This window comes from Streptomyces litchfieldiae, assembly GCF_031845365.1.
GTDB lineage: Bacteria > Actinomycetota > Actinomycetes > Streptomycetales > Streptomycetaceae > Streptomyces > Streptomyces litchfieldiae.
In genome coordinates, this window is record NZ_JAVREL010000015.1 from 92,516 (window position 1) to 115,878 (window position 23,363).

Here is a 23,363-nt window from a genome sequence, read left to right on the forward strand (position 1 = left end):
GGGGTGCCCAGGGACCGAGTCTAAGGGGGCGCGAACGACGTTGCGTACGCGGTGGGAGCCCGCGGGACCGGCCGGTGAGGACGTCAGGAGAGGAACGCCGGGGTGCCCGCGGGCAGGATAAATCGGAAACGGGCCCCCCCGCCGGAGGATCGGCCGACGGTGACCGTGCCGCCGTGGGCCTCGACGATGCCCTTGACGATATAGAGGCCGAGGCCGGTGCCGCCCCGGTCGTTGCCCCGCCAGAAGCGCGTGAAGACCCGGTGCATCGCCTCCTCGGGGATGCCGGGTCCTTCGTCGCTCACGGTGACGGCCATGCCTTCCTGACGGGTCCTGGTGGGCGGTACACGGTCGACCTCGATGGTGACAGTCCCCTCGCCGTGACGCACGGCGTTTTCCAGGAGGTTGACCAGCACCTGGTCGATCTTGTCCGGGTCCGCCCAGACCCGCGCGACCGAGTCGGCGAAGCGCAGATCGAAACGGTCCGCCCGGCAGCCGCCGTTGACCATCACCTTCACCTGGCGGCGGACGGCGTCGTCCAGCCGGACCGGCTGGCGGCGGATCTCCAGGCGGCCGGAGTCGATCCGGGAGACGTCCAGCAGCTCGGTGATCAGCCGCGTGACGCGGTCGGCGTCGCCGTCGACGGTCTGGAGCATGAGCCGCTTCTGCTCGTCGGTGAAGCGGTCCCACTTGTCGAGCATGGTGGCGGTGAAGCCCTTCACCGAGGTGAGCGGGGACCGCAGCTCGTGGGCGACGGTGGCGATCAGCTCCGCGTTGCTGCGCTCGGTGCGCTTCCTGGCGTCGGTGCCGCGCAGGGTGACCACCAGCCGCCGCACCGGCCCGCCGGGCCGGGAGCGGACGTAACGTGCCGCGACCAGCACCTCGCGCCCGCCGGGCAGCAGCAGGTTCCGCTCGGGCTGGCCGGAGCGGGTGGCCAGGCCGCCATAGGGGTCGGTGAGCCGCCACCAGGGGCGGCCGTCGGGGTCCTCCAGCGGCAGCACGCTGTCGATCGGGCGGCCCAGGGCCCGGTCCGCCGGCTGGCCGGCGAGCCGCGCGGCCTCCGCGTTGAAGCAGACCACCAGGCCAAGCCGGTCGGCGATCACCAGCCCGTCGGGAAGATCATCGGGCCGCAGATCCACGTGCCCGGCACCGGATGCGGTGTCCATCCCCGTTCGCCCCTCTCCCAGTGCGGATCAGCCTACTAGGGCCCGTCCGAAGCATGCTCCTCGCGCCGGATCGGCAATCGTTGAAGGGGCAATCACCGGCTGTCCCCTGCCCGGCAGCCGCCCGGCGCGCGCTGGGCACGGGCCGAGGCGTAGAGGCAGACGGCGGCGGCGGTGGCGAGGTTCAGGCTTTCGGCCCGCCCGTGCAGGGGCACGCGCACCACGGCGTCGGCGAGCGCGCGGGTCTCCTCGGGCAGGCCCCACGCCTCGTTGCCGAAGATCCAGGCGGTGGGTCCGCCCATGGCGTCCGCGTCGAGCTCCGCGTCCAGGTCGCGGTCGCCGCCGCCGTCGGCGGCCAGCACCCGCACCCCGGCGGCGGCCAGGCCCCGCACCGCCTGCGCGACGGGGACGCCGACGGCCACCGGCAGATGGAAGAGGCTGCCCACGGAGGCGCGCACGGCCTTCGGGTTGTACAGGTCCACGGAGGCGTCGGTGAGGATCACCGCCTCCGCGCCGGCGGCGTCCGCGCAGCGCAGCACGGTGCCGGCGTTCCCGGGATCCCGGACGTGCGCGAGGACGGCGACCAGCTTGGGCCGGGCGGCGATGATCTCCTCGACCGGGCGGTCCAGGAACCGGCAGACGCCGACGAGGCCCTGCGGGGTGACGGTCTGGGAGATGTCCGCGACCGCCTCGGGAACGGCCAGGTGTATCCGGGCGCCGGCCGCGCGGGCGGCCTCGACGACATCGGCGTGGCGCTCGGCCGCCTCCAGCGTCACGAACAGCTCCACGAGGGTGCTCTCGCCGTCCGTCCGGTGCGCGGCGGCCTCGCGGACCGCCTGCGGGCCCTCGGCGAGGAACCGGCGCTCCTTGCCGCGGAAGCTGCGCCGGACCAGCCGCCGGGCGGCGGCCACCCGGGCGGCGCGCGGGGTCAACGGCTCGGCGGCAGGGCCCATGGCGGGAGGCTCACTTCTCGTGCTGGCGGGGGCGGCGGGAGCGGTGGGAAGCGGGGGCGAGACGGGGGGCGGAAAAGGCCGGACCCGCAGGCGGGGCCTGCGGGTCCGGTCACACCGGCGGGCGGGCGTCGGTGCCGCTGGGGCCGCTCGCTCAGGCGGCGGCCTTCGGGGCGTTGACGTCGCTGGGCAGCGCCTTCTGCGCGGTCTCGACCAGCACGGCGAACGCGCCCGGGTCGTTGACCGCGAGCTCGGCGAGCATCTTGCGGTCCACCTCGATCTCGGCGGCCTTCAGGCCCTGGATGAAGCGGTTGTAGGTGACGCCGTTGGCGCGGGCGGCGGCGTTGATCCGCTGGATCCAAAGCTGCCGGAAGTCGCCCTTGCGCTTCTTGCGGTCGTTGTAGTTGTAGACGAGGGAGTGGGTGACCTGCTCCTTCGCCTTGCGGTACAGGCGGGAGCGCTGGCCGCGGTAGCCGCTGGCCTGTTCCAGGATCGCCCGGCGCTTCTTGTGGGCGTTGACTGCCCGCTTGACGCGTGCCACGTGTGTACTCCTTGTAGCGGGGCCGCGGGGTCCTCACGCGGCCCGGAACGGATGGGTCCGGTCTTCTTCTCGGGCGTCCGCCGCCGGGTGCCGGCTCGCGGTCGCGCCCGGGTCACTTGCCGAGAAGCTTCTTGATCCTCTTGGCGTCGGCCGGAGCCGTCTCCGTGGTACCGGCGAGGCGACGGGTCAGCGTCGACGGCTTGTGCTCCAAGTAGTGACGGCGACCGGCGCGCTGGCGCATCACCTTGCCGGAACCAGTGATCCTGAAGCGCTTACTGGTACCGCTGTGCGTCTTGTTCTTCGGCATGTCGCCGTTCTCTCCTCGTCGTCTTGCATCCTGTGCCGCGGGGCGGCGTCCGCCTAGGCGGACGCCTTGCCCTGCTGGCGCTCGGCCTTGCGGGCGGCCTGTGCCTCCCGGGCCTCGGCCATGGCCTCGGTCTTCTTCTTGTGCGGACCGAGAACCATGATCATGTTCCGCCCGTCCTGCTTGGGGTTGGACTCCACGAAGCCCAGGTCCTGGACGTCCTCAGCGAGCCGCTGCAGCAGCCGGTAGCCCAGCTCGGGGCGGGACTGCTCACGACCGCGGAACATGATCGTGATCTTGACCTTGTCCCCCTGCTTGAGGAACCGGACGACATGACCCTTCTTGGTGTCGTAGTCGTGCGGATCGATCTTCGGCCGGAGCTTCATCTCCTTGATGACCGTGTGCGCCTGGTTCTTGCGCGCCTCACGGGCCTTCATGGCCGACTCGTACTTGAACTTTCCGTAGTCCATGAGCTTGCACACCGGCGGGCGGGCGTTGGCCGCCACCTCCACCAGGTCCAGGTCGTACTCCTGGGCAAGCTCCAGGGCCTTGGCAAGCGGCACAATGCCGACCTGCTCGCCGCTGGGACCGACGAGTCGCACCTCGGGGACGCGAATCCGGTCGTTGATTCGGGGCTCGGCGCTGATGGGGCCTCCTCGGTTGCGCCGCACGGTTGCCTGGCGGACAGCCGTGCTGGAATAGGTCGCGTGGACCGCCGTACGGCGGCGTCAAAAAACGCCCCGAACGACACGCAAGGCGGGCTCCACGCAGACCGGGAGCACCGCCGCGACGGGTCGCGGGGCGCAGCCTGACCGGTGACCTGCCGACCCGGGGGCCGATCAGGTGGGAGTGCGGAGCCTCCACTTGCGGGCCGGACACACGGATGTCCGGCCGGTCACTCACCATGTTACAGCACACTTGCAAGGAAGCGCGCCGTACGCTAACCCCCGGCTCACCGCCGCGCGGGGGACGCATAGTCTGGGCGCCATGAGCGACTCCAGTGACGACATCGGCGGGATGACCCGCGACATCGCGGACGTGCCGGCGGTCGAGCTGATCACCACGGTCGCGGTGCACCTCATGAGCTCGGCGGCCGTCAGCCTGGGGCTGGCGGAGGACGGCGAGCGGCACAAGGATCTCGACGAGGCCCGCAAGCTCATCACCGCCCTCGCCGGGCTGGTGACGGCCAGCGCCCCGGAGGTGGGCTCCTACCACGCCGCGCCCCTGCGGGACGGGCTGAAGTCGTTGCAGCTCGCCTTCCGCGAGGCGTCCGCCGTGCCCGACGCCCCGGGCCAGGGTCCGGGCGAGAAGTTCACTGGGCCGGTCCTGGGCTAGTCCGTCGGCGCCGCCAGTCGGCGAGCCACTCGTCGGGCTGCGGGTGCACCAGCCGGTGCACGATGACGGCGAGCGCGGCGCCCACCAGCGGGGCCAGGATGAACAGCCAGAGCTGGGCCAGCGCGTCTCCGCCCGCGAACAGCGCGGGGCCGAAGCTGCGCGCCGGGTTCACCGAGGTACCGGTCAGCGGGATCCCGACGAGGTGCACGGCGGCCAGCGTCAGGCCGATGGGCAGGCCGTCGAAGCCCTTGACGGCCACGTCGTGGGTCACCGACAGCCAGACGAAGACCAGCAGGAACGTGAGCATCGTCTCGGCCACGAAGGCGCCGCCGATGGAGATGCCGACCGCCGACCGGTCGTCGTAGCCGTTGCTGCCGAACGCCTCGCTGGTCTCCAGGCCGGGGACCTGGTGGGCGACCAGGAAGAGCAGCGCGGCGCCGACGACGGCGCCGAGGAACTGGGCCGCCCAGTACAGGCCGGCGGTCCGCAGGTCCATGCGGCCGGCCAGCAGCGCGCCCAGCGTGACCGCCGGGTTGACCTGGCTGCCGGAGATGGGGCCGAGCGCGTAGGCCAGGCCGAGCAGGGTGAAGCCGAAGGTCAGGGCTATGCCCATGCTGCCGATGTACTCACCCGCCAGTACCGCGGCGCCGACGGCGAAGAACACCAGGGCCAGCGTGCCGACGAATTCGGCGATGAGCGGCTGCGGTTCGGTCTCGGTGGACATCGCGCCCTCCAGTGGCTGCGTCGGTCTCTGTCGCAGTCTGCTGCCGCGCCGTCCCGCGCCGCATCCGGGCCCGCGCCATGCGGGTGAGGGGCCAAAGGGTCAGCGGCGGTAGGTGGGCTCGCCCGGCAGGGCGCTGCCCGGCGGCAGCACGGCGAGCTGGAGGCCGCGCACCAGGTGGGCGCGCAGCACCTCGTCGGCGGCCAGCGCGCGGGCCAGCCGGCCGACGGCCTCGGCGGACGGGGCCGGCCCGTCCAGGATCAGGGCGAGGGTGCCGTCGGCGGCGCCGCCGGGCACCAGGTGGGCGGCGGCCACGGCGGGCTCGGCGGCGAGCAGCGCGCGCACGGCGCGGGTCACCGCGGGCGCGGCGGCCGGGCTGCCGCCCCCGGCCACGGCGCGCAGGGCGGCGCCGGCGAGCTCGTAGGTGACCGGGCCTGCCACGTCGAGCAGCAGCGAGCCGGCGCCCTCCTGGACGGCGGCGGCCAGGGCCTGTTCGGTGGTGACGGCCACCGGCCGGGCGTCCGGGCGCCAGCGGGCCAGGGTGTCCGTGGCGGTGAAGACCGGCAGCGCGCGGCGGCCGTCGGGGAGGGCGAGGGTGAGGACCGCCATGTCGCTGCTCTTCTCCCGGCGCAGCCCGTCCGCGCCGGTCTCCGCCTCGCCCAGGACGGCGACCACCGGGACCAGCAGCCGGGCGCCGGCGAGCGCGGCCACCAGCGCTTGCTCGGCCGCGGGGTCCCGCGCCCAGTCGGCGAGGGCGCCGCGCAGGGCGGGGTCGGCAGTTCCGTCGTCGTCGGCGAAGGCCGGCCCGGGGATGTTCTTGAGCGCCACCCGATGAGGGTATGCGAGGGGGTCGGGACAGCGCGCACGCGGTGGCGGGAAGCGCGGGAACGGCTTGTTCCAGGACATATCCCTCCCGCTGTTACGCGTTCTTCATTCAACGGCCGGTGACTCGCGAAGGCGTGCGGGATAGCGTTTGGTCATGAGTCCCTCGCGGCGGTTCCGCCCTGCCCTGGTGTGGAACGCCGCGCTGGCCACCTCGCTGCTGGCCGCCACCGCCGCCGGTGACTCGCTCTCGGTTTCCGCGCGTCCGCAGGGAGTTGAGCGGCCGGTGGACGACGCGGAGAACGCGATGCCGGACGTCCGCGCGGACGGGCCCGCCGCGTCGCGCGACACGGAGTCGCGCCGGGACCCCGCCGGGACCTCCCCCAACTCCCTGGCGCCCGGGGCAAGTCCGAACGCCGCGCTGGCCGAGGCCGTGGCGCCGCTGGAGGCCGACGGCGCCACCCGGCTGTCCGTGTCGGTCCTGTGCCTGAACAGCGGGGCGAGCGCCGGTTACGGCGAGGCCCGCTTCGACACCGCCAGCATCGTGAAGGTGGACATCCTGGCCGCGCTCCTCCTGCTGGCGCAGGACGAGGGGCGGCAGCTCACCGCGCTGGAGCGGGCCCGGGCCCAGGTGATGATCGAGCAGAGCGACAACGCCGCCGCAGACGCGCTGTGGGTGACGATAGGCGGCGCGGCCGGGCTCGACGCGGCCAACGCGCGGCTCGGCCTGACCGCCACCACCGCGGGCGGGGGCGGCCACTGGGGGCTGACGCAGACCACCAGCGCGGACCAGATAGCCCTGCTGCGCGCCATATACGGGACCGGCTCGCCGCTGAGCGCGGCGTCGCGGGCCTACATCCAGGAGCTGATGGCCGGCGTGGTGCCCGGCCAGCGGTGGGGGATATCGGCCGCCGCCGACGAGGGCTTCGAGCTGAAGAACGGCTGGCTGCCGCGCAGCCACACCGGCCTGTGGGACGTCAACAGCATCGGCCGGATCACCTCGGGGGGCGAGGAGTATCTGGTGGCCGTCGTCTCCGACGGCCACGTCACGCACGCGGCCGGCATCACGGCGGTCGAGACCGCCGCCATGGCGGCCGTGGAGGCGCTGGCGGCGGTCAGTACGGCGGAAGACGCTCCGCCGCCGGGCGTCTGAACCGGTCCCGCAGCCGCGTGGTGCCCCGCCCGGTCACCAGGGCCGTCGCCGCGCCGAGCAGGAGCACGCCGAGCGCCCCGGAGACCGGGGCGAGCCAGGCGGTGCCACCCGAGCCGGACGCCTGCTCCCGGGGGCCGGGGCCGAAGTACTCCTCGCCATACGGCTCGGAGCTGGGGGTCAGGGGCCGGGCGACGAGCCCCGCGGCGGCCGCGATGGCGGCGGCCGGGTCCACGACGCCGCTGCCGAGGGCGTCGCTGCGGCCGGACTCCGGCGGGTTCTGCGCGGTGTCGGCGAGCACTTGGCGCACCTGGGCGGGGGTGAGGTCGGGGTGGGCGGCCAGCAGCAGCGCGACGGAGCCGGAGACGAAGGCCGCCGCCGCGGACGTTCCCCAGCCGGTGTAGTACTCGCGGTCCGGGTCGGCGACGATCACGCCCTTGCCGGGGGCGCTGACGGTGGCGTACCACCGGCGGGTGGAGAACGCGGCGGGGCTGCCGCTGCGGTCGACCGCGGCGACCGCGATGACTCCGGGGTAGCCGGCCGGGTAGGAGACGGGGTCGCCGTTCTCGCCGCCGTTGCCCGCGGAGGCCACCACGACCGCGCCCTTGGACAGCGCGTAGCGGACGGCCGCGTCCTCCTCGGCGTCGTGGTGGGCGGATTCGCTGTCGTCGCCCAGCGAGAGGTTGATCACGTCGGCGCCCTGGTCGGCGGCCCAGCGGATGCCCTCGGCCAGCGCGCCGGAGCGGGTCTCGCGGGCCTCGTCGCGAACGGGGTCGTCGTCCTCCAGCAGCACGCGCACCGGCAGGATCTCGGCCTCGGGGGCGACGCCGATGACGCCGGACTCGTTGTTCGCGCCGTGGCCGCGGCCGGCGATGATGCCGGCCATCGCGGTGCCGTGCTCGGCCCACTCCGGGTCGCCGGGGCCGGCGCCCATGCCGACCAGGTCGCGCCCCTGGCGGACCGCGCCGGCCAGGTCGGGGTGGGTGGCGTCCACGCCGGTGTCCAGCACGGCGACGGTGATGCCCTCGCCGCGCGTGGTCGCCCACGCGGCCGGGGCGTTGATCGCGTCCAGGGCCCACTGCTGCTGGTCGCGGATGGAGTCGGCGCGGGCCGGGGCGGCGCCGGGCAGCGGTCCGGCGGCGAGCAGCGCGGCCAGGGCGAGCGCGCCGGCCACGGCGCGCGGGCGGGGACGTCGCATCACGGCTCCCGGACATGCCGGTCGGCGGCGGACCGCAGGCCGCGTTCGACGCGCTCGGCGATGCCCACGGCGTCGTGGCCGAGGCCGGCGAGCGCCGCGGTGCTGTCCTCGTCCTCGGCGGTCGCCTGGGCGGCGGGCTGCGGGGTGGTGACGGCGCGGCCGTCGGCGAAGCCGGTGAGGGCGTAGACCAGGACGGGGAGTTCGGGCGGAACGCCGATGGTCCAGGTCGCGCGCTGCGCGTCGCCGAAGTCGGCGGCGAGGGTGCCAGGGGCGGCGTAGGGGCGGGGCAGCAGGTCGGTCCTCGTGTCCAGGCCCTCGTCGGCGAGGCGGGCCGACAGTCCGGCCATCTGCTCGGTGTCGGCCTCGGTGAAGAGCAGCCCGACCGTGGTCACGCTGGTCTCGGTCTCGTCGGTGTAGGTGGCGCGGACCAGCCGGTGGCAGCCGACGGTCGCGAGGACCTCGGTGAGCAGCGGGTCGAACGCCTCCTCGCAGTCGCTGTCCGGGGCGACGGCCACGCGTATCCAGCGCCGGTCGGAGCCGCCGGGGCCGGCGCCCTCGCCGGTGAGCTCGGGCGGGAACAGCTCGTCGACGGGGATCTCCCGCCACAGGCCCCGGCGTTGGTCGAAGGCCGCCTCGGCGGAGGAACGGTCGTCGCCACCGCCGGCGAGCCAGGCGCCGGCCGCGGCGCCGCCGAGCAGGCCGGTGCCCAGCACCCCGCAGACCAGCGCGCCGATCAGCCGGGCGGACGCGCGGGAGGTGACGGCCCGCAGCAGGGCACCGCCGGGCAGGGCGGGCGCGGTGGGCGGTGGCCCGGCCGGCGCGTGCGGGCCAACGGGGCGCGGCGGCACGGCCGGTGGCGGCGGGCCGCCCGGCCGCGGCGGGGCGGCGGGGCGCGGGGGCGCGGTGGGCCGGGGCGGGCCGGCGGGTGTGGGCGGTACCAGGGGCGGCGGCGAAGGCGCCGGTCCCTGCTCCGTGTTCATCCGCACTCTCCCCGGCCCCCCGGCGCCCCACCGATCACGCTTGACTTCGGTCACTTTACGGGCGCCGCCTCAGGCTTCGGTACCGGGTCCGCCCGACACGGCCCGGGCGCCGAGCACGATGCGGTCCATGTCCTCCACCGGCGGTGCCTGGTCGCCGATGTCGAAGCCTAGCCGGATGAGCACCATCGCGCCGGACTCGTCGGGCGCGGGGAACGCCACGGACTCGACGTGCGCGCTGGTGCCGGACTCCGTCTCGACCCGGCTGCGGACGCGGAAGCCCTCCTGGCCGGCGACGGTGACCGCCTCGGCGAGCACCTCCTCGCGGTCGGTGATCGCGCCGTATGTGTCGGCGCTGTAGGACGTCTCCTCGTTGGGTGTGATGTCGGCGCGGGCGAAGTCCTCGGGCGTCAGGGAGGCCGCGTCGGGGACCACGGTCAGGAAGACGCCGGCGTCCACGCACTCCAGGCTGCCCTCGCCCGGGCAGGTGTAGCTGCCGGAGGTCATAGCGACGCCGCCGGGCAGTTCGCCTTCCGTCCAGCCCTCGAGCAGCGGGAGTGCGACGCCGGCGCCGTCGGCGCGGGTCAGCCCGCCGGACCCGCCGCCGTCGTCGGGCTGTTCGCCGTCCGGCGCCCCGTCCTCCGGCGAGTTCTCCTCGCCGGGGCCGTCCTCCTGGGAGGCGCTCGGGCCGTCGCTGGCCCCGTCGGCGGTGTTGGAGCCGTCGCCGTCGTCGCCGAGGAGCAGCACGGCCATGACGATCAGCGCGGCGGCCACCGCGAGGCCGCCGATGATGACGACGACGCGGGTGGCCCGCTGCCGGTTGGCCGGCGGCGGGCCGAACGGCGGTGCGCCATAGGGCTGTTGGCTGTAGCCGGGGGCGCCGTACGGCGACGTGGCATACGGGCTCGGGGCGCCGGGCGGCGGCGGTCCCAGGGACTGGTTCCCCGGCAGGGTGGCGGCCGCCCAGGGCGAGGACGGGGCGCCGCCCTCGGCCGGGGTGATGTCGGGCACCGCGCCGTCGGGCAGCGTGGCGTCCGGCGGGGCCGACGGCACCCCGCCGCCCGCGGCGCGCGTCTGTCCGGTCCAGGCCGAGCCGTCCCACCAGCGTTCCGGTGCGGGTCCGTCGCCGGTGTGGCCGGGGTCGGGGTACCACCCGGGGGGAGTCGTCATGCTCACACCGTTGAACTTCTCACAAGCGGCGCGTGACGGCCACCACCCCTTCCCCTACAAAGGGGTCACATAAGCGCCGGAAATACCGCCGTCCACCAGGAATTCGGCGGCGTTGACGAACGACGCGTCATCGCTCGCGAGGAACGCCACGGCCGCGGCGATCTCCTCGGGCTCGGCGAACCGCCCCATCGGCACGTGGACCAGGCGGCGCGCGGCGCGTTCCGGGTCCTTGGCGAACAGCTCCTTCAGCAGCGGGGTGTTGACCGGGCCGGGGCACAGGGCGTTGACGCGGATGCCGTCGCGGGCGAACTGCACGCCCAGTTCGCGGGACATCGCCAGGACGCCGCCCTTGGAGGCGGTGTAGCTGATCTGGGAGGTGGCGGCGCCCATCACGGCGACGAACGACGCGGTGTTGATGATCGAACCCCGGCCCTGGCGGCGCATGTAGGGGATGACGGCCTTGCAGCAGAGGTAGATCGAGGTGAGGTTGACCTGCTGGACGCGCTGCCAGGCGTCCAGCCCGGTGGTGAGGATGGAGTCGTCGTCGGGCGGCGAGATGCCGGCGTTGTTGAAGGCGATGTCGACCGAGCCGTACGTGTCGTGCGCGGTGCGGAACAGCGCCTCGACCTGGTCCGGGTCGGTGACGTCGGTGGCCACGTAACGGCCGCCCGTCTCCGCCGCGGCCGCCGCGCCGCGCTCGGCGTCCACGTCGGCGCAGACGACGTGCGCGCCCTCGGCGGCCAGCCGGCGGACGGTGGCCAGGCCGATGCCGCTGCCGGCGCCGGTGACCACGGCGGTGCGGCCGACGAGCCGGCGGCTGACCACGGAGGTTTCTGTCATCTCTTCTCCTTGCTCGCTTCTGCGCCCGCCTCAGCCGTCCTCGGTGCTGAGGAAGACGTTCTTGGTCTCGGTGAACGCCGCCAGCGCGTCGGGGCCCAGCTCGCGGCCCAGGCCCGACTGCTTGAACCCGCCGAAGGGCGTGGCGTAACGGACGCTGCTGTGCGAGTTGACCGAGAGGTTGCCCGCGGCGACGGCACGGGAGACGCGGATGGCCCGGGCGGCGTCCCGGGTCCAGATGGAGCCGGACAGCCCGTAGTCGGTGGCGTTGGCCAGCCGGACGGCCTCGGCCTCGTCGTCGAAGGGGGTGACGACGGCGACCGGCCCGAAGATCTCCTCTGCGGCGGCGCGGTCGCCCGCCCGGTGCGCCTCCAGCACGGTCGCGGGGTACCAGTAGCCGGGGCCGGCGGGGATCTCGCCGCGGATGGCGGCCGGGGCGTCCTCGGGGACGTAGGAGCGGACGCGGTCCCGGTGCGCGGCGGAGATCAGCGGGCCCATGGCGGTGTCCGGGTCGGCCGGGTCGCCGACGGTGACGGCGCGGACGGCCGGTTCGAGGAGTTCGAGGAAGCGGTCGTAGACCGGACGCTGGACCAGGATGCGGCTGCGGGCGCAGCAGTCCTGGCCGGTGTTGTCGAGGAACGAGCCGGGCGCGGTGGCGGCGGCGCGGGCCACGTCGGCGTCGGCGAAGACGATGTTGGGGCTCTTGCCGCCGAGTTCGAGAGTCACGCGCTTCACCTGGGCCGCGCAGCGGGCCATGACCGCCTTGCCGACGGCCGTGGAGCCGGTGAACACGATCTTGGCGACGCCGGGGTGGTCCACCAGGGCCGCGCCGGTCACCGGGCCGGCGCCGGGCAGGACCTGGAAGAGGTTCTCGGGCAGCCCGGCCGCCAGGCCCAGTTCGGCCAGCCGCAGCGCGGTCAGCGGGGTGGTCTCGGCGGGCTTGAGGATGACGGCGTTCCCGGCGGCGAGCGCGGGGGCGGTGGCCCAGGCGGCGATGGGCATGGGGAAGTTCCAGGGGGCGATCACGCCGACGACGCCGAGGGGTTCGTGGAACGTGACGTCCAGGCCGCCGGCGACCGGGATCTGCCGCCCGGTCAGCCGCTCCACTCCCCCGGCGGCGTAGTCCAGCAGGTCGCGGACGTTGCCCGCCTCCCAGCGGGCGGCGGCGACCGGGTGCCCGGCCTCCCGGACCTCCAGGCCGGCCAGCTCCGGCACCGCCGCGTCGACGGCCGCGGCGAACCGGCGCAGCAGCCGGGCCCGGTCGGCCGGGGCGAGGGCGGCCCAGGTCCGCCGGGCGCGGGCGGCGCGCCGGACGGCGGCGTCCACGGCGGCGGGCGAGGTGGCGGGGACGGTGGCGATGACCTCCTCGGTGGCCGGGTTGACCACCCGGTGCTCGGGCGGCGCGTCCACGGGCTGCTCCTGCACGGCGATCGTTGTCCTCACATGCGCTCGAAGGAACGGAACCGCTCCCAGTCGGTCACGGCGGTGTCGTAGGCGTCCTGCTCGACGCGGGCCATGTTGCGGTAGTGGTCGACGACCTCGGTGCCGAACGCCGCGCGGGCGAGCGGACTTTCGGCCCAGCGGGCGGCGGCGTCGCGCAGGGTGGCGGGGACCTGGGGGGCGTCGGCGGCGTAGGCGTTTCCGGTGCAGGGCTCGGGGAGTTCGAGCTCGTTGTCCACGCCGTGCAGGCCCGCCGCGATGATGCCGGCGACGGCCAGGTAGGGGTTGACGTCGCCGCCGGGCAGCCGGTTCTCCAGCCGCAGCGAGGCGGGGCCGTGGCCGACCACGCGCAGGGCGCAGGTGCGGTTGTCCGGGCCCCAGGCGACGGCCGTGGGGGCGAAGGAGCCGGGGCGGAAGCGCTTGTAGGAGTTGATGTTCGGCGCGTACAGCAGGGTGAGTTCGCGCAGGGCGGCCAACTGCCCGGCGAGGAAGTGGCGCATCGTGGCCGACATCCCGTCCGGTGCGGCGGGGTCGGCGAAGACGGGCCGGCCCGCCTGGTCGCGCAGGGAGAAGTGGATGTGGCAGGAATTGCCCTCGCGCTCGTCGAACTTGGCCATGAACGTGAGCGCGACGCCCTCCTGGGCGGCGATCTCCTTGGCGCCGGTCTTGTAGATGCTGTGCTGGTCGCAGGTGGTGAGGGCGTCGGCGTAGCGAAAGGCGATCTCGTGCTGGCCGAGGTTGCACTCGCCCTTGGCGGACTCCACCACCATGCCCGCGGCGCCCATCTCGTTGCGGATGCGGCGCAGCAGCGGCTCGACGCGGGCGGTGCCGAGCACGGAGTAGTCGACGTTGTACTGGTTGGCGGGCGTCAGGCCGCGGTAGGCGGCGTTCCAGGCGTGCTCGTACGTGTCGCGGAAGACCATGAACTCCAGCTCGGTGCCGACGTGGGCGGTCCAGCCGCGGTCGGCGAGGCGGTCGAGCTGGCGGCGCAGTATCTGGCGGGGCGAGGCGGCCACGGGCGTGCCGTCGGGCCAGGCGAGGTCGGCGGTGATCATGGCGGTGCCGGGCTGCCAGGGCACCCGGCGCAGGGTGGCGCGGTCGCCGCGCATGGCGAAGTCGCCGTAGCCGCGTTCCCAGGAGGACATGGCGTAGCCGTCCACCGTGTTCATGTCGGCGTCCACGGCGAGCAGGTAGTTGCAGCCCTCCGTGCCGTGCGGCAGGACCTCGTCCAGGAAGAAGCGGGCGGCGAACCGCTTGCCCTGGAGTCTGCCCTGCATGTCGGTGAAGGCGAGGACCACGGTGTCGATGTCGCCGAGGTCGACCAGGCCCCGCAGTTCCTCGACGGGCAGCGGGGGCGTGTGCGTCGTCACGTCGGTGGGCCTCCTGTCGCTTCGGCCGGAGGCCATAAGGTAGCGGCGCAGACCATTGATTGGGAAGTAGGTCCGATGGACGACGGCGGGGACGCGCCGGCCCACGACCGGCTGGCCGGGGTGCTGCGGCCGGTCCGCGCGGGCAACGGCTTCGAGGAGGCGCTGGCGCAGATACTCCAGGTGCTGCGGCTCGGCCTGGTGCCGGAGGGCGGCCGGCTGCCGGCCGAGCGGGACCTGGCGACGCGCCTGCGGGTCAGCCGGGTCACGCTGCGCGAGGTGCTGAAGGCGCTTCAGGACGAGGGGTTGGTGGAGAGCCGGCGGGGGCGCTACGGCGGCACGTTCGTGCGCCCGCGCCCGGAGCCGGCGCGCGACGCGCGGGACGAGTTGCGGCGGCGCCTGGCGGACGTGGACGTGGAGGACACGCTGCGGATGCGCGAGGTGCTGGACGTGGGCGCGGCCGGGCTGTGCGCCGAGAACGGCCCGGACGAGGCCGCGGCGCGGCGGCTGCGCGACGCTCTGGCCGGGACCCGGGAGGCGACGCCGGCCGGCTACCGGCGCGCGGACACGCTGCTGCATCTGACGCTGGCGGAGCTGTCCGGCTCGCCGTCGCTGGCCGCGCACTACGCCGCGGTCCGCGCGGAGCTCAACGAACTGCTGGACTGCATCCCGCTGTTGGTGCGGAATCTGGAGCACTCCCAGGCGCAGCACGCGGCGCTGGTGGAGGCCGTGTCGGAGGGCGACGCGGACGGGGCGCGCGAGGTGATGCGCGAGCACTGTGCCGGAACGGCGGCCCTGTTGCGCGGTTTTCTCTCCTGACCACGCCCCGGCCGGGCCGTCGGCGGACCCGCCCGGCGCCCGGTCGCGCGCGCCCCCGCGCGCCGGCCTCGGCCGTAACCGCGCTTTTACGCACGGGGTCTTGCGCCCTCGCCGCCGGAGCCGCAATGGTGTGCGACCAGACCTTTGCGGCACGAGGCAGGAGCGGCCCATGACCGAAGGCACCGAGTCCAGTACCGCGATACCCGGAACGCCGCCGCCGGGCGGCCCCGACTCCCCCGAGGACGCCTATCTGAGCCGCCGGACGCTGCGCACCGGCAGCGCCGGGCCGCTGCTGCTGACCGGGCTCGGGGTCGCCTATGTCGTCTCCGGCGACTACGCCGGCTGGAACTTCGGGCTGGCGGAGGGCGGCTTCGGCGGGCTCGCGGTGGCCACCGTGCTGATGGGCCTGATGTACACCTGCATGGTGTTCGCCCTGGCCGAGCTGGCGTCCGTGCTGCCGACGGCGGGCGGCGGCTACGGCTTCGCGCGGCGCGCGCTCGGCCCCTGGGGCGGGTTCCTGACCGGCACGGCGATCCTCATCGAGTTCGTGCTCGCGCCCGCCGCGATCGCGATCTTCATCGGGGACTATGTGGAGTCCCTCGACCTCTTCGGCCTCACCTCCGGCTGGCCGGTCTATCTGGGCTGCTTCGTGATCTTCCTGGCCATCCACCTGTGGGGCGTGGGCGAGGCGCTGCGCTTCAGCCTGATCGTGACGGCGATCGCGGTGGCCGCGCTGGTGGTGTTCGCGGTGGGCGCGTTCACCGAGTTCAGCGCCGGCTCGCTGGACGACATCCCGGTGGACGACGAGGCCGTCGGCGCCAGTTCGTGGCTGCCGTTCGGGCTGATGGGGATCTGGGCGGCGTTCCCGTTCGGCATGTGGTTCTTCCTGGGCGTGGAGGGCGTGCCGCTGGCGGCCGAGGAGACGCGCGACCCCGTGCGCACCCTGCCGAGGGCGATGGCCTGGGCGATCGGCGTCCTGCTGGTGCTCGCGGTGGTGACGTTTCTCGCCGCGGCGGGCGCGCGCGGCTCGGCCGCCGTGCAGGCCGAGGGCAATCCGCTGGTGGCCGCGCTGGAACCGGACGGCGAGGCGACAGCGCTGAGCCGGTTCGTCAACTACGCGGGGCTCGCGGGCCTGGTGGCGTCGTTCTTCTCCCTCGTCTACGCCGGGTCCCGGCAGCTCTTCGCGCTCTCCCGGGCGGGCTACCTGCCGCGTTTCCTGTCGCTGACCAGCCGCCGCAAGGCGCCCTATCTCGGGCTGCTGATCCCCGGCGCGCTCGGCTTCGCGCTTGCGGTGGTGGCCGACGGCGACGGCGCCCGGCTGCTGAACGTGGCGGTGTTCGGCGCCACCATCTCCTACGCCCTGATGACGCTCTCGCACATCGTGCTGCGCCGCCGCGAGCCGGACCTGCCGCGGCCGTACCGCACCCCGGGCGGCATCGTGACCTCCGGCGTGGCCTTCGTGCTGGCGCTGGCCGCGCTGGTGGCCACCTTCCTGGTGGACCACGACGCGGCGTTCATCGCGCTGGGCGTGTACGCGGTGGCGGCCGGCTACTTCGCCTTCTACAGTCGGCACCGCCTGGTGGCCGCCGCGCCCGAGGAGGAGTTCGCGGCGCTCGCCGAGGCCGAGGCCGAACTGGCCCGTGACTGAAGGGAGAACGTCCGTGGACCGGCCCCTCATCGGCGTCAGCACCTATCTGGAGCCGGCGCGCTGGGGGGTGTGGGAGCAACGCGCGGCGCTGCTGCCCGCGGGCTACCACCGGCTGGTCCAGCGCGCGGGCGGGCTGGCGGCCCTGCTGCCGCCGGACGAGGACCCGGCGGCGGCCCGGGCGACGGTGGCCCGGCTGAACGGGCTGGTGATCGCGGGCGGGCCGGACGTGGCCCCGGAGCGGTACGGCGCGCGGCGGGATCCGCGCTGCGGGCCGCCCGCGCCGGAGCGCGACGCCTGGGAGCTGGCGCTGATCGGCGCCGCCCTGGACCTGCGGGTGCCGCTGCTGGGCATCTGCCGCGGAATGCAGTTGCTGAACGTCGCCCTCGGCGGCACGCTGCGCCAGCACCTGGACGACCACGCCGGCCTGCCCGGAACCTTCGGCGCGCACGAGGTGCGGCCGGTGCCCGGCACGCGGCTGGCCGCCGCGCTGCCGGGCCCGGTGCGAGTGCCCACCTACCACCACCAGGCGGTGGACGTGCTGGGCCGGGGCCTGGTGGTGTCGGCCGTCGCGGCGGACGGCACGGTGGAGGCGGTCGAACTCCCGGCCGCGGACGGCTTCGTCCTCGGCGTGCAGTGGCACCCGGAGGCGGGCGAGGACACGAGCGTGATGCGGGCCCTGACCACCGCGGCGGCCGACTGACCACCGCGCGACCGCCCCCGGCCGGGCGCCGTCAGGGCGCCGACCGGGCCGCCCCCGCCTCGGCGGCCTCCCGTTCCGTGTACCGTTCCGCGTCGGCCCGGCCGCCCGGCAGCAGCCGGGCCAACCAGTGCGACCGACCGGCGACCAGCGGGGCGATGACGGCGAGGATCAGCACATAGCCCGCGATGAACGGGGACAGCCGCTCGTCGAGCCCGGCGGCGGCCGCCATCGTGGCCAGGATCAGCGCGAACTCGCCGCGGGCCAGCAGCGTGGTGGCGGCGTTCGCGGTGGGCCGGGGGCCGAAGCCGTAGACCCGCGCGGTGAACAGCCCGGCCAGCACGTTCATCGAGATGGTGACGAGCAGGGCGATCAGCACCGGCCAGATGACGCTCGGCAGGTCGCCGGGGTCGATCGACAGGCCGAAGCCGAAGAAGAAGATTGCCGCGAAGGCGTCCCGCAGCGGGTGGACCAGCTCCCGGATGCGGTCCCCGGACCCGGTGTTCCCGAGGATCAGGCCGACCATGAACGCCGCGATGGCGTCGGCCACCCCGAACTTCTCGGCCACTCCGGAGACGAGCACGGCCGCGCCGAGGAAGGAGATCACCAGCAGCTCGTCGTCCCTGGTGGCGAAGAGACGGCCGATGACGCCGGTGCCCCAGCGCGCGGCCACGGCGAGCAGCACCAGGAAGCCGAACGCCTTCCCCATGTCCGCGAGCATGGCGCCCACGTCGTCCGCGCCGGAGATCACCGGCTGGAGGGCCGCCAGGTACAGGGCGAGGAAGATGTCCTCGACGACGATGATGCCGAGGATGGGCTTGGTCTCCGGATTCCCGATGCGGCCGAGGTCGACCAGGATCTTGGTGACGATGGCCGAGGACGAGATGCCCAGCACACCGGCGAGCACCAGGGCCTCGGAGGTGCCCCAGCCCAGCGCGAACCCGAAGGCCAGGCCGGCCCCGACGTTCAGCGCGAGATAGGCGGAGCCGGCGACGACCATCTTGCGGCCGCCGGTTCGCAGGTCCTCCATGTGGAATTCGAGGCCCAGGTAGAACAGCAGCAGCACCAGGCCGAGAGCCGAGAGCATCTCCAGATCGTGCGGGTCCTCCAGGAGCACGAAACCGGGAGTGTTGGGGCCGAGAAGTATCCCGGCCAGGATGAACAGCGGGATCGTGGGCAGCCCGATGCGGCCGCCGAGGCGGGCGAGGATCGCGGCGGCGACGAAGGCGCCGCCCATCGCGAGCAGGGTGTCGGCGTGTCCCATGGCCGTCACCCGCCGCGCGGCAGGGCGAAGAACGTACGGCGGCCGGGTCGGGCGGGCGTCAACAAGCGGATGGCTCCTCCTATGGCGTCCGGACGGCTCGGTCAAATGAGCGTCAAGAAAGCGTTAATACTTAGCATACCAAACGACTTTTCGGACACCGGAGGGCGGGTCTCCGGCCCCCGCCGTACGGCATGATCCGGGGTGTGACCAGACGACTGATGCTGCTCGACACCGCCTCGCTCTACTTCCGCGCCTACCACGGCGTTCCGGAGTCGGTCCGCGCCCCCGACGGGACCCCCGTCAACGCGGTGCGCGGCCTGCTCGACTTCATCGCCCGGCTGGTGCGCGACCACCGGCCCGACGACCTCGTCGCCTGTCTCGACGAGGACTGGCGCCCCGCCTGGCGCGTGGAGCTGATCCCCTCCTACAAGGCACACCGGGTCGCCGAGGAGGCCGCGATCGGACCCGACACCGAGGTCGTTCCCGACACGCTCACCCCGCAGGTGCCGGTCATCGAGGAGGTGCTGGACGCGCTGGGCATCGTCCGGCTCGGCGCGACCGGCTACGAGGCCGACGACGTCATCGGCACGCTCGCCACCCGCGCCACCGGACCGGTCGACGTCGTCACCGGCGACCGCGACCTGTTCCAGCTCATCGACGACGCACGAGGGGTCCGCGTGCTCTACCCGGTCAAGGGCATGGCCACCCTCGCCACCTTCGACGAGGCGGCGCTGCGGGAGAAATACGGGGTGAACGGCCCCGGTTACGCCGACCTCGCCGTGCTGCGCGGCGACCCCAGCGACGGGCTGCCCGGCGTGGCCGGCATCGGCGAGAAGACGGCGGCCCGGCTGCTGGAGCGGTACGGCGACCTGGTCACCGTCATCAAGGCCCTGGACGACCCCGGCGCCTCGTTCACCCCCACCCAGCGCAAGCGGCTCACCGAGGCGCTGCCCTATCTGGCCGTCGCCCCGCGCGTGGTGCGCGTCGCCACCGAGGTGCCGCTGCCCGCGCGCGCCCCGGCGCTGCCCCGTGCCCCCCGCGACCCGGCCACGCTGGACGCGCTCAACGAGCGCTGGGGCCTTGGCGGTTCACTGACCCGCCTGCTCGCCGCCCTGGACCGCTGACAAGCCGCCGCCGGCCCCGGACGGGTGGTCCGGGGCCGGCGGCGTGCGGCCGTTCAGCCGACCGAGCTGTAGGCGACCACGCCGCGCAGCATCTTGTCGACCGCCTTGCGGGCGGTCGATCCCACGGTGCCGCCCTCCGGCGCCGCCGCCGCGATCTGGCCCAGCACGTCGATGACCTGCTTCGACCAGCGCACGAAGTCACCGGCCGGCATATCGGCGTCGCGCAGCACCTCGTCCAGGCCGTGGCCCTGCGCCCAGCGGTAGGCGGGCCAGGCGAAGCCGAGGTCCGGCTCCCGCTGGCCGACACCCGTCGCCTGGCTGATGCGGTGCTGCTCCTCCAGCGCGTCCAGCCGGCCCCAGATCCGCACCATGTCGGCCAGCGCCTGCCGCGCCCGGCCGCCGGGCACCTCCGGCGCCGGGGCGTCGTCCGCGCTGCGGGCCTCGTAGACCAGCGCCGAGGCGCAGGCCGCCAGCTCCGCCGGGCCCAGCCCCTCCCACACGCCGTCCCGCAGGCACTCGCTGGCCAGCAGGTCCAGCTCGCCGTAGAGCCGGGCCAGTCGGCGGCCGTCCGAGGTGACCTCGTCGCCCCGCAGGTAGCCCAGCTCCGTCAGCAGCGCGGCGACCTGGTCGAAGGTGCGGGCGATGGTGTTCGTCCGGCCCTCGATCCGCCGCTCCAACTGCCGGGTGTCCCGGGCCAGCCGGTGGTACCGCTCGGCCCAGCGGGCGTGGTCCTCGCGCTCGTCGCAGCCGTGGCACGGGTGCACGCGGATCGCCTGCCGCAGCCGCGCGATCTCGGCGTCGTCCGCCGCCGCGGAGCGCTGCTTGCGGTGCCGGCGCGGCACGACGTGCCCCGCCTTGGCCAGCAGCGCCGAGGCCAGATCGCGCCGGGACTGCGGGCTGCGCGGATTGAACGACTTGGGGATGCGCATCCGGTCCAGCGCCTCCACCGGCACCGGGAAGTCCATCGACGCCAGCCGCTTGACCTGCCGCTGCTCGGTGAGCACCAGCGGACGCGGCCCGTCGTGCGCGTCGTGCCCGCGGTGCCCCGGGCTCCGGCCGGCCGGCACGCCCGGGTCCAGCACCAGCGCCAGCCCGGCGAACTTGCCCGTCGGCACCTGGATGATGTCGCCCGGTCGAAGCTGCTCCAGCGAGGTGTGCGCCGCGGCCCGCCGCTGCGCGACACCCTGCCTCGCCAGCTCCGTCTCGCGGTCCTTCAGCGCCTGCCGCAGCGCGGAGTACTCCTGGAAGTCGCCCAGGTGGCAGGTCATCGCCTCCTCGTACCCGCGCAGCCCGTTCTCGTTGCGCTGCACCTGCCGGGAGATCCCGACAACCGACCGGTCCGCCTGGAACTGCGCGAACGAGGTCTCCAGCAGCTCCCGCGACCGGTGCCGGCCGAACTGCGCCACCAGGTTGACCGCCATGTTGTACGACGGCTTGAACGACGACCGCAGGGGATAGGTGCGCGCCCCCGCCAGCCCGGCCAGGGCCGCCGGGTCCATGCCGCGCTGCCACAGCACGACCGCGTGGCCCTCGACGTCGATGCCGCGCCGCCCGGCACGGCCGGTGAGCTGCGTGTACTCACCGGGCGTGATGTCCGCGTGCTGCTCGCCGTTCCACTTGACGAGCTTCTCCAGGACCACCGAGCGCGCTGGCATGTTGATGCCCAGGGCCAGCGTCTCCGTGGCGAAGACGGCCTTGACCAGGCCGCGCACGAACAGCTCCTCGACGATCTCCTTGAACGTCGGCAGCATGCCCGCGTGGTGCGCGGCGATGCCCCGCTCCAGCGCCTCCAGCCACTCAAAGTAGCCCAGGACGTGCAGGTCCTCATCCGGGATCGCGGCGGTGCGCCGCTCCACGATCTCCCGCACCCGGGCCCGCGCCTCGGCGTCGTTCAGCCGCAGTCCGGCGCTGAGGCACTGCTGAACGGCGGCCTCGCAGCCCGCCCGGCTGAAGATGAACGTGATCGCCGGCAGCAGCCCCTCGGCGTCCAGCCGGTCGATGACCTCGACCCGGCTGGGCGTGTAGATGCGGGCCCGCTGCCGCTTCTCGCGCTCGCGGTCGGCGGCGCGCCGCCGGTCCCGGGCGTTGCGGTAGCGGTCGCGGGCGACCCACGGCCGGCTGTTCTCCATCCGCGCCATGCGCAGCAGGTCCGGGTTGACCTCGCGCTTCTCGCCGGACTCCTCGAACAGGTCGTACAGCCGGCGCCCGGCCAGCACGTGCTGCCACAGCGGCACCGGGCGGTGCTCGGAGACGATGACCTCGGTGTCGCCACGGACCGTGTCCAGCCAGTCGCCGAACTCCTCGGCGTTGGACACGGTCGCCGAGAGCGACACCAGGGTCACGGACTCGGGGAGATGGATGATGACCTCCTCCCAGACCGCGCCCCGGAAGCGGTCGGAGAGGTAGTGGACCTCGTCCATCACGACATAGCCCAGCCCGCGCAGCGACTGGGAGCCGGCATAGAGCATGTTCCGCAGGACCTCGGTGGTCATCACGACCACCGGCGCCTCGGAGTTCACGCTGTTGTCACCGGTGAGCAGCCCGACCCGGTCGGCGCCGTAGCGCTTGACCAGATCGGTGTACTTCTGGTTCGACAGGGCCTTGATCGGGGTGGTGTAGAAGCACTTGCGGCCCTGGGCGAGGGCCAGGTGCACGGCGAACTCCCCGACGATCGTCTTGCCGGAGCCGGTGGGCGCCGCGACCAGCACACCCTTGCCGGCCTCCAGGGCCTGGCACGCCTCGATCTGGAACGGGTCAAGACCGAAGTCGTACAGCTCGCGGAACGCGGCGAGCGCGGAAGCCTGCTCGGTGGCACGCCGCCGTGCGGCGGAGTAGCGCTCAGCAGGGGACATGTGGTCGGTCATTGTGCTTACGAGCCTACCGGCCCGACCCCCCGCCCACGCGGGGACTTTAGTCCCCGGCGGGACCGGGCGCGGGAGCTGCCAGCAGCCGCACCGCGCCGCGTACGCACTCGGCGGTCAGCGGCAGCCGGCCGAGCGGTTCGCCGTCCGCGTAACCGGTGACGCCCGGGGCCTCCAGCGTCACCCTGGCCGCCCGGAACACGGACACCGCCGGGTGCCCGAGGTGGGTGCCCCGGTAGACGCGGGGAAAGACGCGCAGGAGGGTCCGCCGGTCGACCTCGCCCACCACGGTGATGTCGAAGAGCCCGTCGTCGAGCCGGGCCCCGGCGCAGATCCGCATGCCGCCGCCGTAGCTCGGACCGTTGCCGACGGCGATGAGCGTAGCGTCGATCTCGCGCCACGGCCCGTCGTCCAGCCGCATCCGGTAGGGAACCGTCCGCAGCCCGGCCAGCTCGGCGACCATCGCCAGGTCGTAGCGCAGCCGTCCGCGCGGGTGACGCATCCGGTTGCCCCGGTCGTTGACGCGGGAGTCGAAGCCGGAGGCCAGCACGCTCGCGAACCAGCTCTCGCCGACCCGGCCCAGGTCCAGCGCGCGGGTCGTGCCCGCCTTCAGCGCGGCGGCGGCGACCTCGCCGGCCGCGTCCGGGTCGCCGAGCGGCAGCCCACAGGCGCGGGCGGTGTCGTTGCCCGTGCCCGCCGGGACGATGCCCAGCGGCGTCCCGGTGCCGGCCACGGCCTGCAGGGCGAGGGAGACGATGCCGTCCCCGCCGACGGCGATCAGGGCCCCGGTGCCGCCCGCGACGGCGGCGCGGGCGCGCCGCACGGCGTCCCGCGCGTCCTCGCCGACGACGCCGCGCACCAGGAACCCGGCGCCACGCAGGACGCGGGCCGCGCGCAGCGCCGCGCCGTCGGCGTTCCCCCGGCCCGCCGCCGGATTGACCAGCAGCGTGATCTCACCGCTCACCCGCGGCCCGTACG

The 23,363-nt window shown here is 74.3% G+C and carries 22 protein-coding genes; 6 read left to right on the plus strand and 16 right to left on the minus strand.

What is annotated here, in order from left to right; translation table 11 throughout:
• Positions 1-83: 83 nt before the first annotated feature.
• The 5 genes from RM590_RS24045 to infC form a co-directional block, all read right to left on the minus strand.
• Positions 84-1,163 (minus strand): sensor histidine kinase, encoded by a 1,080-nt coding sequence (locus tag RM590_RS24045; protein WP_311706773.1) that lies wholly within the window; start codon positions 1,161-1,163, stop codon positions 84-86.
• Positions 1,164-1,255: 92 nt separating this feature from the next.
• Positions 1,256-2,113, minus strand: a complete 858-nt coding sequence (locus RM590_RS24050; RefSeq protein WP_311706774.1) for a TrmH family RNA methyltransferase — start codon at positions 2,111-2,113, stop codon at positions 1,256-1,258.
• A 151-nt stretch (positions 2,114-2,264) separates the two neighbouring features.
• Positions 2,265-2,651 (minus strand): 50S ribosomal protein L20, encoded by a 387-nt coding sequence (gene rplT, locus RM590_RS24055; protein WP_311706775.1) that lies wholly within the window; start codon positions 2,649-2,651, stop codon positions 2,265-2,267.
• A gap of 112 nt (positions 2,652-2,763) precedes the next feature.
• Complete coding sequence (gene rpmI / locus RM590_RS24060; protein ID WP_311706776.1) at positions 2,764-2,958, minus strand: 50S ribosomal protein L35; 195 nt, start codon at positions 2,956-2,958, stop codon at positions 2,764-2,766.
• A 53-nt stretch (positions 2,959-3,011) separates the two neighbouring features.
• Positions 3,012-3,626, minus strand: coding sequence for a translation initiation factor IF-3 (gene infC / locus RM590_RS24065; protein ID WP_107485146.1), 615 nt, complete (start codon positions 3,624-3,626; stop codon positions 3,012-3,014).
• Positions 3,627-3,942: 316 nt separating this feature from the next.
• On the opposite strand from infC, the gene RM590_RS24070 reads away from it, so the two are divergent.
• Positions 3,943-4,290, plus strand: a complete 348-nt coding sequence (locus RM590_RS24070; RefSeq protein WP_311706777.1) for a DUF1844 domain-containing protein — start codon at positions 3,943-3,945, stop codon at positions 4,288-4,290.
• Here the strand turns inward: RM590_RS24070 and RM590_RS24075 are convergent.
• Together RM590_RS24075 and RM590_RS24080 are read right to left on the minus strand one after the other, a co-directional pair.
• Positions 4,268-5,014, minus strand: a complete 747-nt coding sequence (locus RM590_RS24075) for an aquaporin (protein WP_311706778.1) — start codon at positions 5,012-5,014, stop codon at positions 4,268-4,270. The two genes, RM590_RS24070 and RM590_RS24075, sit on opposite strands and share 23 nt — an antisense overlap.
• Before the next feature lie 99 nt (positions 5,015-5,113).
• Positions 5,114-5,839 (minus strand): SseB family protein, encoded by a 726-nt coding sequence (locus RM590_RS24080; RefSeq protein ID WP_311706779.1) that lies wholly within the window; start codon positions 5,837-5,839, stop codon positions 5,114-5,116.
• Between the two features lie 151 nt (positions 5,840-5,990).
• On the opposite strand from RM590_RS24080, the gene RM590_RS24085 reads away from it, so the two are divergent.
• A complete protein-coding gene (locus RM590_RS24085) occupies positions 5,991-6,986 on the plus strand; it encodes a serine hydrolase (protein WP_311706780.1) in 996 nt (331 codons plus the stop codon).
• Here the strand turns inward: RM590_RS24085 and mycP are convergent.
• The 6 genes from mycP to RM590_RS24115 form a co-directional block, all read right to left on the minus strand.
• The gene (mycP, locus tag RM590_RS24090; protein WP_311706781.1) at positions 6,949-8,181 is read right to left on the minus strand and encodes a type VII secretion-associated serine protease mycosin; all 1,233 of its coding nucleotides are present in this window, start codon (positions 8,179-8,181) and stop codon (positions 6,949-6,951) included. The two genes, RM590_RS24085 and mycP, sit on opposite strands and share 38 nt — an antisense overlap.
• Complete coding sequence (locus RM590_RS24095; protein WP_311706782.1) at positions 8,181-9,161, minus strand: hypothetical protein; 981 nt, start codon at positions 9,159-9,161, stop codon at positions 8,181-8,183. The genes mycP and RM590_RS24095 overlap by 1 nt, the downstream gene beginning before the upstream one ends.
• Positions 9,162-9,230: 69 nt before the next feature.
• Complete coding sequence (locus tag RM590_RS24100) at positions 9,231-10,328, minus strand: DUF2510 domain-containing protein (protein WP_311706783.1); 1,098 nt, start codon at positions 10,326-10,328, stop codon at positions 9,231-9,233.
• 54 nt (positions 10,329-10,382) lie between these two features.
• Positions 10,383-11,168, minus strand: a complete 786-nt coding sequence (locus RM590_RS24105) for a 3-oxoacyl-ACP reductase (protein ID WP_311706784.1) — start codon at positions 11,166-11,168, stop codon at positions 10,383-10,385.
• A 30-nt stretch (positions 11,169-11,198) separates the two neighbouring features.
• Positions 11,199-12,590 (minus strand): aldehyde dehydrogenase family protein, encoded by a 1,392-nt coding sequence (locus RM590_RS24110; RefSeq protein ID WP_311706785.1) that lies wholly within the window; start codon positions 12,588-12,590, stop codon positions 11,199-11,201.
• A gap of 14 nt (positions 12,591-12,604) precedes the next feature.
• Positions 12,605-13,975 (minus strand): glutamine synthetase family protein, encoded by a 1,371-nt coding sequence (locus RM590_RS24115; protein ID WP_311706786.1) that lies wholly within the window; start codon positions 13,973-13,975, stop codon positions 12,605-12,607.
• Positions 13,976-14,050: 75 nt separating this feature from the next.
• Here RM590_RS24115 and RM590_RS24120 point away from each other — a divergent pair, with 75 nt between their 5' ends.
• From RM590_RS24120 to RM590_RS24130, 3 genes are all read left to right on the plus strand, one after another.
• The gene (locus RM590_RS24120; RefSeq protein ID WP_311706787.1) at positions 14,051-14,791 is read left to right on the plus strand and encodes a FadR/GntR family transcriptional regulator; all 741 of its coding nucleotides are present in this window, start codon (positions 14,051-14,053) and stop codon (positions 14,789-14,791) included.
• Between the two features lie 169 nt (positions 14,792-14,960).
• Entirely contained in the window at positions 14,961-16,439 is a 1,479-nt protein-coding gene (eat, locus tag RM590_RS24125) for an ethanolamine permease (protein WP_311706788.1), read from the plus strand.
• Positions 16,440-16,452: 13 nt separating this feature from the next.
• Positions 16,453-17,139 carry a gamma-glutamyl-gamma-aminobutyrate hydrolase family protein gene (locus RM590_RS24130; protein WP_311706789.1) on the plus strand — a complete coding sequence of 229 codons (687 nt, stop codon included), beginning with the start codon at positions 16,453-16,455 and terminating at the stop codon, positions 17,137-17,139.
• A gap of 31 nt (positions 17,140-17,170) precedes the next feature.
• On the opposite strand, the gene RM590_RS24135 is transcribed toward RM590_RS24130, so the two are convergent.
• Positions 17,171-18,373, minus strand: coding sequence for a cation:proton antiporter (locus tag RM590_RS24135; RefSeq protein WP_311706866.1), 1,203 nt, complete (start codon positions 18,371-18,373; stop codon positions 17,171-17,173).
• A 218-nt stretch (positions 18,374-18,591) separates the two neighbouring features.
• Between RM590_RS24135 and RM590_RS24140 the strand changes: the two genes are divergently transcribed.
• On the plus strand, positions 18,592-19,524 hold the full coding sequence (locus RM590_RS24140) for a 5'-3' exonuclease (RefSeq protein ID WP_311706790.1): 933 nt from the start codon (positions 18,592-18,594) through the stop codon (positions 19,522-19,524).
• Positions 19,525-19,577: 53 nt separating this feature from the next.
• Here RM590_RS24140 and RM590_RS24145 read toward each other — a convergent pair whose 3' ends face one another.
• Positions 19,578-22,388: a DEAD/DEAH box helicase gene (locus RM590_RS24145; RefSeq protein ID WP_311706791.1), complete on the minus strand. Its 2,811-nt coding sequence runs from the start codon at positions 22,386-22,388 to the stop codon at positions 19,578-19,580.
• 46 nt (positions 22,389-22,434) lie between these two features.
• Entirely contained in the window at positions 22,435-23,349 is a 915-nt protein-coding gene (locus RM590_RS24150) for a diacylglycerol kinase (protein ID WP_311706792.1), read from the minus strand.
• Between the last annotated feature and the right edge of the window lie 14 nt (positions 23,350-23,363).

Excerpts from the sequence above, each read along its gene's own strand:
- RM590_RS24045 (WP_311706773.1), bottom strand. The coding sequence starts at position 1,163 with ATGGACACCGCATCCGGTGCCGGGCACGTGGATCTGCGGCCCGATGAT.
- RM590_RS24050 (WP_311706774.1), bottom strand. The coding sequence starts at position 2,113 with ATGGGCCCTGCCGCCGAGCCGTTGACCCCGCGCGCCGCCCGGGTGGCC.
- rpmI (WP_311706776.1), bottom strand. The coding sequence starts at position 2,958 with ATGCCGAAGAACAAGACGCACAGCGGTACCAGTAAGCGCTTCAGGATC.
- RM590_RS24070 (WP_311706777.1), top strand. The coding sequence starts at position 3,943 with ATGAGCGACTCCAGTGACGACATCGGCGGGATGACCCGCGACATCGCG.
- RM590_RS24075 (WP_311706778.1), bottom strand. The coding sequence starts at position 5,014 with ATGTCCACCGAGACCGAACCGCAGCCGCTCATCGCCGAATTCGTCGGC.
- RM590_RS24085 (WP_311706780.1), top strand. The coding sequence starts at position 5,991 with ATGAGTCCCTCGCGGCGGTTCCGCCCTGCCCTGGTGTGGAACGCCGCG.
- mycP (WP_311706781.1), bottom strand. The coding sequence starts at position 8,181 with ATGCGACGTCCCCGCCCGCGCGCCGTGGCCGGCGCGCTCGCCCTGGCC.
- RM590_RS24095 (WP_311706782.1), bottom strand. The coding sequence starts at position 9,161 with ATGAACACGGAGCAGGGACCGGCGCCTTCGCCGCCGCCCCTGGTACCG.
- RM590_RS24100 (WP_311706783.1), bottom strand. The coding sequence starts at position 10,328 with ATGACGACTCCCCCCGGGTGGTACCCCGACCCCGGCCACACCGGCGAC.
- RM590_RS24105 (WP_311706784.1), bottom strand. The coding sequence starts at position 11,168 with ATGACAGAAACCTCCGTGGTCAGCCGCCGGCTCGTCGGCCGCACCGCC.
- RM590_RS24120 (WP_311706787.1), top strand. The coding sequence starts at position 14,051 with ATGGACGACGGCGGGGACGCGCCGGCCCACGACCGGCTGGCCGGGGTG.
- eat (WP_311706788.1), top strand. The coding sequence starts at position 14,961 with ATGACCGAAGGCACCGAGTCCAGTACCGCGATACCCGGAACGCCGCCG.
- RM590_RS24135 (WP_311706866.1), bottom strand. The coding sequence starts at position 18,373 with ATGGGCGGCGCCTTCGTCGCCGCCGCGATCCTCGCCCGCCTCGGCGGC.
- RM590_RS24140 (WP_311706790.1), top strand. The coding sequence starts at position 18,592 with ATGATCCGGGGTGTGACCAGACGACTGATGCTGCTCGACACCGCCTCG.
- RM590_RS24145 (WP_311706791.1), bottom strand. The coding sequence starts at position 22,388 with ATGACCGACCACATGTCCCCTGCTGAGCGCTACTCCGCCGCACGGCGG.